We start from the raw sequence: 14134 nt of genomic DNA on the forward strand, positions 1-14134 counted from the left end.
AGCGAGCGACGGCGGCTCCGAGGGGATGGCTTGGCCGGACCCCATGATCAATTTTGCTGAACTTGACGCACAGAACTGCCGCGAGAACGCGGACTCACATCCGTTACTTGAATCGGACGTAGGATGGGTAGAGCGAGGCGAAACCCATCATTCGCGCGGCTTGCTCCATCGCGATGGGTTTCGCTTCGCTCTACCCATCCTACGGGTCCGCTGTTTGAAATTTGAATCAGAACCCATCCCCATGCGCGCATGACGACTGTGGAGAGAGTGTGCGACACACCGCTTTTCCGGCGCCGATTGATGCGCCCTCTCCCCTTGTGGGAGAGGGCTACTCCGGCGCCCGCAACGAACTCACTTGGGTGAGGGGTCTCTCTCCACGCGCACCGTCGCCCGCGGAGACGACCCCTCATCCGTCGCGCATTTCATGCGCGACACCTTCTCCCACAAGGGGAGAAGGGAAGAACGCGCGTCACCCACGCAACCTAAATCGGCTTGCCCGTATACGGCATCGATGCCGTGAGACCGCCGTCGACCGGGATCGCCTGGCCGTTGACGTAGGATGCCTCATCGCTCGCAAGGAACAATCCCATCGCGGCGAGCTCGTGCGGCTGGCCGGGGCGCTTGAGTGGATTGAGCTGGCCGATCTTGTCGGAGGTGCCGCGCTCCTTGGCGCGGTCGAACACCGGCTTGGTCATGCCGGTCTCGATCAGGCCGGGGCAGACCGCGTTGATGCGCACGCCGGTGCCGGACAGCGAATAGGCGGTGGTCTGCACCAGGCTGATGACGCCGGCCTTGCTCGCGCCGTATGGATGGCCGCTGGCACCGGCCTTCAGTCCTGCCACCGATGCGGTGCAGATGATCGAACCATAACCCTGCTTGGTCATATGCGGGATCGAATGCTTGATCGCGAGGAACGGTCCGATCAGATTGATGCGCAGCACCTCCTGCCAGTGCTCGACTGTCTGGTCGGCGAGCGGCACCAGGCCGCCGCTGATGCCCGCATTGGCCCAGATCGCGTCGAGCTTGCCGTATTTCGAAAGCGCCTTGTCGATGAAACCCTTCACGTCGGATTCGGAGCCTGCATCCGCTGTCACCGCTTCGACAGCGCCGCCGGCATCGCGGACCAGCTTTGCGGTCTCGTTCACGCCCTCGGTGCGGTCGACGGCGATCAGCTTGGCGCCTTCCTTCGTGAACAACAGGGAGGCAGCGCGCCCGATGCCGCTTCCGGCGCCAGTAATGATGACGGATTTGCCTTCGAGGCGGCCCATATGTTTCTCCCTGATAGCTTTGCGTGTCGGCGCCTGCCGCTTCGCGGAATTCAAACAAGATTTCAAACGCCAGAGTCACTTCAGACAAGTCGCTTGAGACGTTATGTACTCTGACGTACGACACACGCACACTATTCAAGGGGTCTTGTGATGTCCAATGCCGACAAGTCAAAGGTGGCCACGACACGGTGGTGGTGGGTGCGGCATGCGCCGGTGCGCAGCGACGGCGGCAATATCTACGGTCAGAAGGACATTGAATGCGACACCAGCGATCGCGAAGTGTTCGATGCGGTCGCGAAGATCCTGCCGCGCACCGCAGTCTGGTACGCAAGCAACCTCATGCGCACGCATCAGACCGCGGAGGCGATCTGGGCTGCCGGCTTTCCGAAGCCGGTTAGCATGACGAAGGAAGCCGCCTTCGCCGAACAGCATCTCGGCCGGTGGCAGGGCATGAACCGCGCCGCGTTCCTCGCCAGCCGCCCGGTCGGCAGCCATTGGTTCGCCGACATCAACGAACCCGCGCCCGACGGCGAGAGTTTCATGGATCTCTACACCCGTGTCTGCCGTGCGATCGTGCGGATCAATGTCGCGGAAGCCGGCAAGGACGTGATCGCGGTCGGTCATGGTGGCACGATCAAGGCCGCCGTCGGTCTGGCACTCGGCGGCCAGCCGGAGAGGGGGCTTGCCTTCGACATCGACAATTGTTCGGTGACGCGGCTCGATCATATCGCAAGCGCGGACACCAGCCTCTGGCGGTTGCCGATGGTGAACCAGCAGCCGTGGATCGCGGACGCAAAGCATGCCGCGATGCATCAGCCGGCCGGCCCGGAAGTCGTGCCGGAGAACAAGCTCGCCTGACCCGATGATATCGGTGACGGTGAACGCTGCTTAGCTCGAGACCAATATCAAGACTTCACATCTGGGAGAGAAACATGAGCTTGTTCGACATGAAGGGAAAAGTCGCCGTCATCACCGGCTCGACGCGCGGTATCGGCCGCGCCATTGCCGAGCGCATGGCCGAGCATGGCGCCAAGGTGGTGATCTCCTCGCGCAAGGCCGATGTCTGCGACGACGTGGCGAAGGAGATCAACGGCAAGTTCGGCAAGGGCACCGCAGTCGCGGTCGCGGCGAACATCTCGAGCAAGGAGAACCTTCAGAACCTTGTCGACGAAAGCAACCGCGCCTTCGGCAAGATCGATGTGCTGGTCTGCAACGCGGCGTCGAATCCCTATTACGGTCCGCTGGCCGGCATCTCCGACGACCAGTTCCGCAAGATCCTCGAGAACAACATCGTCGCCAACAACTGGCTGATCTCGATGGTGGTGCCGCAGATGATCGAGCGAAGGACGGCTCGATCATCATCGTGTCCTCGATCGGCGGCCTGAAGGGCTCGACCATCCTTGGCGCCTACGCGATCTCGAAGGCGGCCGACATGCAGCTCGCGCGCAATCTCGCCTGCGAATACGGCAAGCACAATATCCGCGTGAACTGCATCGCTCCCGGCCTGATCAAGACCGACTTTGCGAAAGCGTTGTGGGACAATCCGGAGAACCTGAAGGCCTCGACCGCGCGCTCGCCGCTGCAGCGCATCGGTATCCCCGACGAGATCGCCGGCTGCGCGGTGCTGATGGGATCGAAGGCCGGTGACTTCATGACCGGCCAGACGGTCGTGATCGACGGCGGCGCGACGATCAGTTGAGGCCTTCTTCGTCATTCTGGGGCGCGCGCAAGCGCGAACCCGGAATCCAGAAGTTGCGGATCGAGATTCCGGGTTCAGCCCTCGCGGGCTGCCCCGGAATGACGGCGTCAATCCAGCGCCGCGTACACGCCGTTCCTGACCAGCGTGCGGGTATAGTCGCGCTGGCCTGGGCCCTGCGACATGAACACCGCAAACAGCTCCTCGACCGGATCGATCCAGAAGAAGGTGCCGGCGACGCCGCTCCAAAAGAACTGCCCGACCGAGCCCGGAAATGGCGCGATGCCCTGATGGGTGCGCACCGCAAAGCCGAGACCGAAGCCGTGCCCGGGCGGCACCAGCGTGCCCTGGATCTTCACGTGCGGACCGAGGTGGTCCGACGCCATCAGCTGCAACGTCTTGCGGCCGATGATCCTGTTGCCGTCGAGCGAGCCGCCGCTCAGCAGCATCTGCGAGAAGCGGGCATAGTCCATCGTGGTCGACACCAGCCCGCCGCCGCCGGATTCCATCGCCGGCTGCTCCAGCATGTTGAAGAGCTGCACCTTCTCGCCGCTCCAGGGATCGCTCGGGAACGCCTCGGCAAGCCGGGTTGCATTCTCCTCGCCGGTGTAGAAGCCGGTCTCGGTCATCTGCAGCGGCGCCAGGATGCGCTCGGTCAGGAAGGAGCCCAGCGTCTTGCCGCTGACGACTTCGATGATGCGGCCGAGGATGTCGGTGGAGCGGCTGTAGTTGAACTCGGCGCCGGGCTGGCAGATCAGCGGCATGCTGGCGAGCAAGGTCGCGTGCTCGGCGTTGGTGATCTTGCGGCTGCGCAGCCGCGACTGCTGGTAGAGCTGCTGCACCAGGCCGTTGCCGGTGTGGTCGTAAGTGAGACCGGAGGTGTGGCGGAGCAGGTCCTGGATCGTCATCTGGCGGCTCGCCGGCACCAGCTCGAGCTTGCCGCCACTCTCGACGCCGACCTTGGTCTCGGCGAATTCCGGGATGAATTTCGAGACGGGATCGCTGAGCAGGAAGTGGCCGTCCTCCAGCAGCATCATGATGCCGACCGAGACGATCGGCTTGGTCATCGAGAAGATGCGGAAGAGGGTGTCATGCGCCATCGGCGCCCCCTCGGGGGCCTGCTGGCCGATGGTGTCGAACCAGCCGATCTGGCCGCGGCGGGCCACCAGCACGGTGGCGCCGGGGATGGTTCCCTTGTCGACCTCGCGCTTGAAGGTGTCGGACATCCGCTGCAGCCGGACGCTGGAGAGGCCGAGCTGCTCGGGCTTGGCGGAGGGCAGGGGTGGCGTCTGCGGGGCGGATGTCGGCCTGGTGGCGGTTTGCGCGGTCATGGTCTCTCCCGTTGCTTCTTGTTGTCGCGGCGACGGGGCGAAGTCTGGCCGAGAAGTGCAATCTTGAACAGGGCGTTTACCGCTTCACCCTTGCATTCGGGGCATGCCCTGTGCTTCAAACGGCGCGAACCGGCGGCGACGCTTCGGTTCCTTAGGAGTGTAGCTCAATTGGTAGAGCACCGGTCTCCAAAACCGGGGGTCGCAGGTTCGAGCCCTGCCACTCCTGCCAGCGTGCGCATATCTTGACCTTTCACCACTGCCGCAGTACATACCCGCCACCTGCAGCCGGCCCGCGATTAAAAGGCGGATATCCGGCGCGGCTTTGATATCCCCCGAACAACCGAGCCTGTTAACCGGCTCATCCTTCGCGAGAGGGCTGGGCACTCAAGGACTGTTCGGATTCCTGAAACACTTGAATCGTCTGACGACGGACGCGGACTTTAAAGAATGGCTTTCAGCCCGTTCAAATTCCTGCAGGAAGTGCGCTCGGAGACCGCCAAGGTCACCTGGCCGACCCGTCGTGAGACGACGATCACCACGATCATGGTGTTCGTGATGGTCGCGCTGGCGTCGATCTTCTTCTTCGCCGCGGACCAGATCATCCGCTATCTTATTACCCTCATCCTGGGTATCCACTGATGAGCACGTTAACGCAATCCATGGACAAGCGCTGGTACATCGTCCACGCCTACTCGAACTTCGAGAAGAAGGTGGCGGAATCGATCCGCGAACAGGCTAAGCAACGTGGGCTGGAGGAACTGTTCGAGCAGGTGCTGGTGCCGACCGAGAAGGTCACCGAGGTTCGCCGCGGCCGCAAGATCGACGCCGAGCGCAAGTTCTTCCCCGGCTACGTGCTGGTGAAGATGAAGCTTACCGACGAAGCCTTCCACCTGATCAAGAACACGCCGAAGGTGACGGGCTTCCTGGGCGCCGAAAACAAGCCGATGCCGATCTCGGAATCCGAGGCCATGCGGATCCTGCACCAGGTGCAGGAGGGCGTGGAACGGCCGAAGGCGTCGGTGTCGTTCGAGATCGGCGAGAATGTGCGGGTGGCCGACGGGCCGTTCGCCTCGTTCTCGGGCGTGGTGGAAGAAATCGACGAGGCGCGCTCGCGCGTGAAGGTCGCGGTCTCGATCTTCGGCCGCGCCACCCCGGTCGAACTGGAATTCGGTCAGGTCGAGAAGGTCTGATTGTGTCGTCATTGCCGGGCTTGACCCGGCAATCCATCTGCCTTTGAAGGAAGGCTTCTTGCGAAGATGGATGGATGCCCGGGTCGAGCCCGGGCACGACAAGAATGGAGGCGGAGACGCTTCCGAAAGGACGTGGGAGGACGGGCGCGGTCGCCAGCCGCACCGGGTCCGAACCACGGAACCTGAACCCGCCGGACAATGTCCGGCACAACAGGAGTGATACATGGCAAAGAAAGTGACCGGATACCTGAAGCTTCAGGTCCCGGCCGGTGCGGCGAACCCGTCGCCACCGATCGGTCCCGCGCTTGGTCAGCGCGGTCTCAACATCATGGAATTCTGCAAGGCCTTCAACGCCCAGACGCAGAAGGAAGAAAAGAACACCCCGATCCCGGTGGTCATCACCATCTATGCGGATCGTTCCTTCACCTTCGAGATGAAGACGCCGCCGATGTCTTACTTCTTGAAGCAGGCTGCCAAGATCCAGTCCGGCTCGAAGGCGCCGGGCCGCGACAAGGCCGGCCAGGTGACCAAAGCGCAGGTGCGCGAGATCGCCGAGAAGAAGATGAAGGATCTCAATTGCGGCACTGTCGAAGCGGCCATGAAGATGGTCGAGGGCTCCGCCCGTTCGATGGGCTTGGAAGTTGCGGGGTAAGGCGCCATGGCAATCGGAAAGCGTTTGAAGAAGGCCCGCGAAGGTATTGACCGCGAAAAGCTTTACCCGCTCGCGGACGCCATCAAGCTGGTCAAGGAGCGGGCCAAGTCGAAGTTCGACGAAACCATCGAGGTCGCGATCAATCTCGGCGTCGATCCGCGTCACGCCGACCAGATGGTGCGCGGCGTGGTGACCCTGCCGAACGGCACCGGCCGTACGCTCCGCGTCGGCGTGTTCGCTCGCGGCGCCAAGGCGGATGAGGCCAAGGCGGCGGGTGCCGACGTCGTCGGCGCCGAGGACCTGGTCGAGAAGGTGCAGGCCGGCAATATCGACTTCGACCGCTGCATCGCCACCCCCGACATGATGCCGCTGGTCGGCCGTCTCGGTAAGGTGCTCGGTCCGCGCGGCATGATGCCGAACCCGAAGATCGGCACCGTGACCATGGACGTCACCGGCGCCGTGAAGGGCGCCAAGGGCGGCTCGGTCGAGTTCCGCGTCGAGAAGGCCGGTATCATCCAGGCCGGCGTCGGCAAGGCCTCGTTCGCCGAGGACAAGCTGGTCGAGAACATCAAGGCGCTCGCGGACGCCGTGGTCAAGGCCAAGCCGGCCGGCGCCAAGGGCACTTACGTCCAGCGCGTGGCGGTATCCTCCACCATGGGCCCGGGCGTGAAGGTCGAGCCGGGCACGCTGCTCGGCTAACCACCGGCAAGGCCTACTAATATAGAGAGGGCGGGATCGGGCAGCCGGTTCCGCCTTTTGCTTATGCGGCGTGGCGCAGCTTTCCAGGGAAGAACAACAATGCCGGATAAAGTCCTGATCTATTCGCGCTTTCCCAAAGCCCAGCTCCAGCGCTTCGGTGAGCGCTATGAACTGCTGAACGCGGCCGGCAAGCGGCCGAACGAGGCGTTCTCGGCCGCGGAACTCGCCGACATCCGGGCGCTAATCACCGCGGGCGGCAGCGGGCGGCTCGGGGCCGACGCCATGGACATGATGCCGAAGCTGGGCGCGATCATCTGCTACGGCACCGGTTATGACGGCATCGATCTTGCTGCCGCGGCGAAGCGCAACATCGCGGTCGGCAACAGCCCCGGCGCGAATGCGGCCTCGGTGGCCGACATCGCGATGACGCTGATGCTGGCGGCGGTCCGCCGGCTGCCGGTCGCCGACAATTACGTGCGGAGCGGCGACTGGGCGGAGGCAAAACCATCGCCGATGATGCGGCCGCAGGCGGGCATGCGCGGCCGCAAGGTCGGCGTCTACGGCATGGGCGAGATCGGCCGCAAGATTGCCGCGCGCGTCGCCGCCTTCGAGACCGAGGTCGGCTATTTCAGCCGAAGCCGGCACGACGTGCCGTATCGGTATTTTTCGAGCCTCGAGGCGCTGGCCGACTGGTGCAGCGTCCTGATGATTGCGGTGCGAGCCGGGGCGGACAACAACCACGCCGTCAATGCCGACATCCTGCGTCGGCTCGGCAGCGACGGTCTGGTCGTCAACATCTCGCGCGGCTCCGTGATCGACGAGGCCGCGCTGGTTGCGGCACTGTCGGACCAGATCATCGCCGGCGCCGGCCTCGACGTCTACGCGATCGAGCCGCATGCGCCGGACGCGCTCACTGCGCTACCGAACATCGTGCTGACCCCACATATCGGCGGCCACACCCTGGAATCGCATGTGGCGATGCAGGACTGCGTGCTGGCCAATCTCGAGGCATTTTTCGCCGGCAAACCGCTGCCTTATCAGGTTCAGCTCGCCTGATCTGTCCGCGGCCCGAATTTTGCTCTTGGCAAGTGAGGGCGGAGCCGCTAAGAAACTGTTTCCGGGCGTGCTGGCGGTTGCTGGCGTGCCTGTGCTCGCATTCCGAAAACTTGGCTCAATAGGAGAGTTTTCCTTCCAGGCGTCCACTTGGATTGCTCGAAAGGAAGCGAACCCGTCGGCCCGGTTGGGATGAGGGCAGGGGCTTTGGCTTGAGCCTTAGCCTTGATCCTGTCCGAGACTGCAGGCGCCCGCGACAAACTTCGGTTTTTCAACGGCTTAATCGTATGGCCTGCATAGACGGGTGAAAACTGGATTTTGCTTCGCGCAGAGCCTTAAGCGGGCCTTGCGGAAGCTGGTTTGGTTCGAACCTCGACAGCCCGCGGTCGAAAGGCCGACGGGAGGGCAGGCTTCTAAGAATGTCGTCTTGCCCGGCGTGTCCCTCGGACTTCGGTCCCGAGGCATAAGGTTTGGGTGGGACGATGGGTGCAACCCGGCGGTCCCGCGCAAGCGAAGGCCGCCAACCGGAGAGAGCTTGCTGTGGAACGAGCGGCAAAGAAAGAGGCGGTCGAACAGCTCAACGAGGTCTTCAAGACCACGAGCGTTGCGATCGTTGCTCACTATTCCGGCCTCACCGTCGCCCAGATGCAGACCCTGCGCAAGCAGATGAAGCAGGCGGGCGCGTCGGTGAAGGTCTCGAAGAACCGTCTCGCCAAAATTGCTCTTGAAGGCACTGACGTCGCTGCCATCGGCACCCTCCTCAAGGGGCCGACCGTGATCGCTACCTCCAACGATCCGGTTGCGGCGCCAAAGGTTGCCATCGATTTCGCCAAGGCGAACGAGAAGTTCGTCATTCTTGGCGGCTCGATGGGTAAAACCGTCCTGAATGTCGATGGCGTCAAGGCGCTTGCCTCGCTGCCGTCGCTGGACGAACTGCGCGGCAAGATCGTCGGCCTCATCGTGGCCCCGGCGACCAAGCTCGCCCAGCTCTCCAATGCGCCCGCGGCCAAGCTCGCGCGCGTCATTCAGGCTCATGCCTCAAAGGGCGAAGCGGCCTGACCCTTCGCAAAACTCAAACCCTGGTTCGAACCAAACGTTTAAGGAAACAGATCAATGGCTGACTTGCAGAAAATCGTCGACGACCTCTCGAGCCTCACCGTGCTCGAAGCGGCCGAACTCGCAAAGCTCCTGGAAGAGAAGTGGGGCGTGTCCGCCGCTGCCGCCGTTGCGGTGGCCGGTCCCGCCGCTGGTGGCGCTGCCGCGGCTCCGGCTGAAGAGAAGACCGAGTTCACGGTCGTGCTCGCTGCCTCCGGTGACAAGAAGATCGAGGTCATCAAGGAAGTCCGCGCCATTACTGGCCTGGGCCTGAAGGAAGCCAAGGACCTCGTCGAAGGCGCTCCGAAGCCGGTCAAGGAAGGCGTCAACAAGGAAGAAGCCGACAAGATCAAGGCCCAGCTGGAGAAGGCTGGCGCGAAGGTCGAGCTCAAGTAACCCGAGGGTTACTGAGCGAAAATCCCGGGCGGCCGCGCGCAATCCGGGACAGGCCATGCAAAAGATGTGCGACGGGTTGTCGCGTTATGCGTGGTACACAAAAAAGTGTGGGGATTCGTGGGTTTAACCCTCGAATCTCCATGATCGCCGTCCCATATCGGGGTGGCAGCGGAAACACGGTTGGCGGCGGGGGCGGCAGGGCTTCCACGGGAACCGTTGGGAGACAGGCAGATTTCGGGCTTTTTCAGTCCGTGAAGCGACGAGTTTTGACGGGCGGGTGCGTCAAGCGCCCCGCGCGTTCTTTTGCGTTTTGTAAGGTCACAAGAACGAATTGAGGATTTGGTTCCTGAATTTGGCCCTTGTTCCTTCCAGGCGAATCGAAATTCAACCCGGGTGCGGTGGCAATCGCGGTCCGGAAGGTACGCCCCAAAAGGGCGGCGAAAATGAGAGGCCCCGATGGCGCAGCAGACATTCACCGGTCGCAAACGCGTACGCAAGTTCTTTGGTCACATCAAGGAAGTCGCGGAGATGCCGAACCTCATTGAGGTTCAGAAGGCGTCCTATGATCAGTTTCTGATGGTCGATGAGCCCCAGGGCGGGCGGCCGGACGAAGGCCTGCAGGCCGTGTTCCGTTCGGTGTTCCCGATCTCGGACTTCTCCGGCACCTCGATGCTGGAGTTCGTGCGCTACGAGTTCGAGCCGCCGAAATATGACGTCGACGAGTGCCGCCAGCGCGGCATGACCTTCGCTGCGCCGCTCAAGGTGACGCTGCGCCTCATCGTGTTCGATATCGATGAGGAGACCGGTGCCAAGTCGGTCAAGGACATCAAGGAGCAGGACGTCTACATGGGCGACATCCCGCTCATGACCATGAACGGCACCTTCGTCGTCAACGGCACCGAGCGCGTCATCGTCTCCCAGATGCACCGTTCGCCGGGCGTGTTCTTCGACCACGACAAGGGCAAGACCCACTCCTCGGGCAAGCTCCTGTTCGCGGCGCGCGTGATCCCCTATCGCGGCTCCTGGCTCGACATCGAGTTCGACGCCAAGGACATCGTGTTCGCGCGCATCGATCGCCGCCGCAAGATTCCCGTGACCTCGCTGATGTACGCGCTCGGTCTCGACGGGGAACAGATCCTTTCGACCTTCTACAAGAAGATCAGCTACAAGCGTACCAAGGAAGGTTGGCGCGTGCCGTTCGACGCCAACCGTTTCCGCGGCTATTCCACGGTCAACGACCTGATCGACGCCGATACCGGCAAGGTCGTGCTCGAGGCCGGCAAGAAGCTCACCGTTCGCCAGGCCCGCCTGCTGCAGGAGAAGGGCCTCAAGGCGTTGCGTCTGTCGGATGAGGAGTTGGTCGGCAATTACCTCGCCGAGGACCTCGTCAATCCGAAGACCGGCGAGATCTACGCCGAAGCCGGCGAGGAGATCACCGAGAAGCTCCTGAAGTCGCTCAACGAGCAGGGCTACAAGGACCTGCCGCTGCTCGACATCGACCACGTCAACGTCGGCGCCTATATCCGCAACACCCTGTCGGCTGACAAGAACATGACGCGCGAGGACGCGCTGTTCGACATCTACCGCGTGATGCGTCCGGGCGAGCCGCCGACGCTGGATTCGGCGCAGGCCATGTTCCAGTCGCTGTTCTTCGACTCCGAGCGCTACGACCTCTCCGCGGTCGGCCGCGTCAAGATGAACATGCGCCTCGAGCTCGATGCGCCCGACACCCATCGCACGCTGCGCAAGGAAGACATCCTTGCCGTCATCAAGACGCTCGTCGACCTGCGCGACGGCAAGGGCGAGATCGACGACATCGACCATCTCGGCAACCGTCGTGTGCGCTCGGTCGGCGAACTCATGGAGAACCAGTACCGCATCGGCCTGCTCCGCATGGAGCGCGCGATCAAGGAGCGCATGTCGAGCGTCGATATCGACACCGTCATGCCGCAGGACCTGATCAACGCGAAACCGGCGGCGGCCGCGGTGCGCGAATTCTTCGGCTCCTCGCAGCTCTCGCAGTTCATGGACCAGACCAACCCGCTCTCGGAGATCACCCACAAGCGGCGCCTGTCGGCGCTTGGCCCGGGCGGTCTGACCCGCGAGCGCGCCGGCTTCGAGGTGCGCGACGTGCACCCGACGCATTACGGTCGTATCTGCCCGATCGAGACGCCGGAAGGTCCGAACATCGGCCTGATCAACTCGCTCGCGACGTTTGCGCGCGTCAACAAGTACGGCTTCGTCGAGACGCCTTACCGGAAGATCAAGGAGGGTCGCGTCACCGACGAGGTGGTGTACCTGTCGGCGATGGAGGAGGGGCGCTACCGCGTCGCGCAAGCCAACGTGCCGCTGGATCCGAAGGGCCGCTTCACCGAGGACCTCGTGGTCTGCCGTCACGCCGGCGAAGTGTTGCCCGTGACCCCTGACAAGGTCGACTACATGGACGTGTCGCCGAAGCAGCTCGTTTCAGTGGCCGCCGCGCTGATTCCGTTCCTCGAGAACGACGACGCCAACCGCGCGCTGATGGGCTCGAACATGCAGCGCCAGGCGGTGCCGCTGGTTCGCGCCGAGGCGCCGTTCGTCGGCACCGGCATGGAAGGTGTGGTTGCCCGCGACTCCGGCGCCGCGATCGCGGCCCGCCGCTCGGGCGTGATCGACCAGATCGACGCCACCCGCGTCGTCATCCGCGCTACGGAAGATCTCGATCCGACCAAGTCGGGCGTCGATATCTACCGTCTGATGAAGTACCAGCGCTCCAACCAGTCGACCTGCATCAACCAGCGTCCGCTGGTGAAGGTCGGTGACATCGTCAAGAAGGGCGACATCATCGCTGACGGTCCGTCGACCGATCTCGGCGAGCTCGCGCTCGGCCGCAACGTGTTGGTCGCGTTCATGCCGTGGAACGGCTACAACTTCGAAGACTCGATCCTGCTCTCCGAGCGGATCGTGAAGGATGACGTCTTCACCTCGATCCACATCGAGGAGTTCGAGGTGATGGCGCGCGACACCAAGCTGGGTCCTGAGGAAATCACGCGCGACATTCCGAACGTTTCGGAAGAGGCGCTGAAGAACCTCGACGAAGCCGGCATCGTCTATATCGGCGCGGAAGTGCGCGCCGGCGACATCCTGGTCGGTAAGATCACGCCGAAGGGCGAAAGCCCGATGACGCCGGAAGAGAAGCTGCTCCGCGCCATCTTCGGCGAAAAGGCTTCCGACGTCCGCGACACCTCCCTCCGCGTGCCTCCGGGCGTGCAGGGCACGATCGTGGAAGTGCGCGTGTTCAACCGCCACGGCGTCGACAAGGACGAGCGTGCGCTGGCGATCGAGCGGGAGGAGATCGAGCGCCTCGCCAAGGACCGTGACGACGAGCAGGCGATCCTCGACCGCAACGTCTACAACCGTCTCGCCGAGCTGCTGGAGAACCGCCAGGGCATCTCCGGTCCGAAGGGCTTCAAGAAGGACACCAAGATCACCCGCGCGGTGCTCGATGAGTATCCGAAGTCGCAGTGGTGGCTGTTCGCCTCGCCTAACGACAAGCTGATGGCCGAGATCGAGGCGATGCGGAAGCAGTACGACGAGTCGAAGAAGGGGCTCGAGCAGCGCTTCCTCGACAAGGTCGAAAAGCTGCAGCGCGGCGACGAACTGCCGCCCGGCGTGATGAAGATGGTCAAGGTCTTCGTCGCGGTGAAGCGCAAGATCCAGCCCGGCGACAAGATGGCCGGCCGCCACGGCAACAAGGGCGTGGTGTCCAAGATCGTTCCGATCGAGGACATGCCGTTCCTTGAGGACGGTACGCATGCGGACATCGTGCTGAACCCGCTCGGCGTGCCCTCGCGCATGAACGTCGGCCAGATCCTCGAGACGCATCTCGGTTGGGCCTGCGCCGGCCTCGGCAGGCGCATCGGCCAGACCATCGACGCCTATTATCAGAAGCAGGATCTCAAGCCGCTGCGCGAGACCCTGAAGAGGATCTATGGCGACGATGAAACCATCCGCTCGCTGAACGACAACGAGTTGATCGAGCTCGGCCGCAATCTGAGTCACGGCGTGCCGATCGCGACTCCGGTGTTCGATGGCGCCAAGGAGGCCGACATCGAGGAGATGCTGAAGCTTGCCGGCTTCGACGCCTCCGGCCAGTCGACCGTCTATGACGGCCGCACCGGCGATCCCTTCGATCGCAAGGTGACGGTGGGCTACATCTACATGCTGAAGCTGCACCATCTGGTGGACGACAAGATCCACGCCCGCTCGATCGGCCCGTACTCGCTGGTTACCCAGCAGCCGCTGGGCGGCAAGGCGCAGTTCGGCGGCCAGCGCTTCGGCGAAATGGAGGTGTGGGCGCTGGAAGCCTATGGCGCGGCCTACACGCTGCAGGAGATGCTGACCGTGAAGTCGGACGACGTCGCCGGCCGTACCAAGGTGTACGAGGCGATCGTGCGCGGCGACGACACGTTCGAGGCCGGTATCCCGGAGTCGTTCAACGTGCTGGTCAAGGAAATGCGCTCGCTCGGCCTCAACGTCGACTTGCACAATTCCAAGGTGGGACCGGCACCGACGTCGGAAGCGGCCGAGTAATTTCGTGAAGGCGGCGGTGACGCCGCCTTCGCCGCCGTCATCGTCCGCCAACGGGTCCGGCCAAACGCCGGTCCGGTGACAAGCTCCGGCGGACGATCCAGTAACCCGCGGCTGCGGTGATTACTGGATGCCCCGCCTTCGCGGGGCATGACAGAAAAGGAATGCATGGGCCGACGAAA

General features: G+C 63.3%; 12 protein-coding genes, 1 tRNA gene and 1 pseudogene. 12 read left to right on the plus strand and 2 right to left on the minus strand.

The annotated features are described in order from the left end of the window. Window positions 1-253 (plus strand): hypothetical protein (locus AC5ZGW_RS30915; protein WP_496114013.1); only part of this gene is annotated, 253 nt, incomplete at its 5' end. A 229-nt stretch (window positions 254-482) separates the two neighbouring features. Here the strand turns inward: AC5ZGW_RS30915 and AC5ZGW_RS30920 are convergent. After that, window positions 483-1268 (minus strand): SDR family NAD(P)-dependent oxidoreductase, encoded by a 786-nt coding sequence (locus tag AC5ZGW_RS30920; RefSeq protein ID WP_130225573.1) that lies wholly within the window; start codon window positions 1266-1268, stop codon window positions 483-485. Between the two features lie 150 nt (window positions 1269-1418). On the opposite strand from AC5ZGW_RS30920, the gene AC5ZGW_RS30925 reads away from it, so the two are divergent. Both AC5ZGW_RS30925 and AC5ZGW_RS30930 read left to right on the plus strand, forming a co-directional pair. After that, window positions 1419-2126 (plus strand): histidine phosphatase family protein, encoded by a 708-nt coding sequence (locus AC5ZGW_RS30925; RefSeq protein ID WP_130225572.1) that lies wholly within the window; start codon window positions 1419-1421, stop codon window positions 2124-2126. Window positions 2127-2200: 74 nt separating this feature from the next. Beyond that, a pseudogene (locus AC5ZGW_RS30930) lies at window positions 2201-2967 on the plus strand (SDR family NAD(P)-dependent oxidoreductase). A gap of 107 nt (window positions 2968-3074) precedes the next feature. Here the strand turns inward: AC5ZGW_RS30930 and AC5ZGW_RS30935 are convergent. Beyond that, entirely contained in the window at window positions 3075-4295 is a 1221-nt protein-coding gene (locus AC5ZGW_RS30935; RefSeq protein ID WP_130225571.1) for a serine hydrolase domain-containing protein, read from the minus strand. A 153-nt stretch (window positions 4296-4448) separates the two neighbouring features. Here AC5ZGW_RS30935 and AC5ZGW_RS30940 point away from each other — a divergent pair. The 9 genes from AC5ZGW_RS30940 to rpoB all read left to right on the plus strand — a co-directional run bounded on the left by AC5ZGW_RS30940 (window position 4449) and on the right by rpoB (window position 13955). Beyond that, window positions 4449-4524: transfer RNA gene (locus tag AC5ZGW_RS30940), tRNA-Trp, on the plus strand. 218 nt (window positions 4525-4742) lie between these two features. Then, the gene (gene secE / locus AC5ZGW_RS30945; RefSeq protein WP_016840554.1) at window positions 4743-4934 is read left to right on the plus strand and encodes a preprotein translocase subunit SecE; all 192 of its coding nucleotides are present in this window, start codon (window positions 4743-4745) and stop codon (window positions 4932-4934) included. Window positions 4935-4954: 20 nt separating this feature from the next. Then, window positions 4955-5485, plus strand: a complete 531-nt coding sequence (nusG, locus tag AC5ZGW_RS30950) for a transcription termination/antitermination protein NusG (RefSeq protein WP_028168538.1) — start codon at window positions 4955-4957, stop codon at window positions 5483-5485. 223 nt (window positions 5486-5708) lie between these two features. Further along, entirely contained in the window at window positions 5709-6137 is a 429-nt protein-coding gene (rplK, locus tag AC5ZGW_RS30955; protein WP_130225570.1) for a 50S ribosomal protein L11, read from the plus strand. Between the two features lie 6 nt (window positions 6138-6143). Next, window positions 6144-6836 (plus strand): 50S ribosomal protein L1, encoded by a 693-nt coding sequence (gene rplA / locus AC5ZGW_RS30960; RefSeq protein WP_028168540.1) that lies wholly within the window; start codon window positions 6144-6146, stop codon window positions 6834-6836. 99 nt (window positions 6837-6935) lie between these two features. Further along, a complete protein-coding gene (locus tag AC5ZGW_RS30965) occupies window positions 6936-7892 on the plus strand; it encodes a 2-hydroxyacid dehydrogenase (protein ID WP_130225569.1) in 957 nt (318 codons plus the stop codon). A gap of 537 nt (window positions 7893-8429) precedes the next feature. After that, window positions 8430-8948, plus strand: a complete 519-nt coding sequence (gene rplJ, locus AC5ZGW_RS30970) for a 50S ribosomal protein L10 (protein ID WP_028168542.1) — start codon at window positions 8430-8432, stop codon at window positions 8946-8948. Window positions 8949-9002: 54 nt separating this feature from the next. Continuing rightward, entirely contained in the window at window positions 9003-9380 is a 378-nt protein-coding gene (gene rplL / locus AC5ZGW_RS30975) for a 50S ribosomal protein L7/L12 (protein WP_027520973.1), read from the plus strand. A gap of 456 nt (window positions 9381-9836) precedes the next feature. After that, entirely contained in the window at window positions 9837-13955 is a 4119-nt protein-coding gene (rpoB, locus tag AC5ZGW_RS30980; protein ID WP_130225568.1) for a DNA-directed RNA polymerase subunit beta, read from the plus strand. The last annotated feature ends 179 nt before the right edge of the window (window positions 13956-14134 follow it).

It is taken from the genome of Bradyrhizobium sp. Crot121, from assembly GCF_059512385.1.

Bases quoted from the DNA above. Each gene is read 5' to 3' on its own strand.
- AC5ZGW_RS30965 (WP_130225569.1), top strand. From the start codon at position 6,936: ATGCCGGATAAAGTCCTGATCTATTCGCGCTTTCCCAAAGCCCAGCTC.
- AC5ZGW_RS30920 (WP_130225573.1), bottom strand. From the start codon at position 1,268: ATGGGCCGCCTCGAAGGCAAATCCGTCATCATTACTGGCGCCGGAAGC.
- secE (WP_016840554.1), top strand. From the start codon at position 4,743: ATGGCTTTCAGCCCGTTCAAATTCCTGCAGGAAGTGCGCTCGGAGACC.
- AC5ZGW_RS30925 (WP_130225572.1), top strand. From the start codon at position 1,419: ATGTCCAATGCCGACAAGTCAAAGGTGGCCACGACACGGTGGTGGTGG.
- rpoB (WP_130225568.1), top strand. From the start codon at position 9,837: ATGGCGCAGCAGACATTCACCGGTCGCAAACGCGTACGCAAGTTCTTT.
- rplL (WP_027520973.1), top strand. From the start codon at position 9,003: ATGGCTGACTTGCAGAAAATCGTCGACGACCTCTCGAGCCTCACCGTG.
- rplA (WP_028168540.1), top strand. From the start codon at position 6,144: ATGGCAATCGGAAAGCGTTTGAAGAAGGCCCGCGAAGGTATTGACCGC.
- AC5ZGW_RS30935 (WP_130225571.1), bottom strand. From the start codon at position 4,295: ATGACCGCGCAAACCGCCACCAGGCCGACATCCGCCCCGCAGACGCCA.
- nusG (WP_028168538.1), top strand. From the start codon at position 4,955: ATGGACAAGCGCTGGTACATCGTCCACGCCTACTCGAACTTCGAGAAG.
- rplK (WP_130225570.1), top strand. From the start codon at position 5,709: ATGGCAAAGAAAGTGACCGGATACCTGAAGCTTCAGGTCCCGGCCGGT.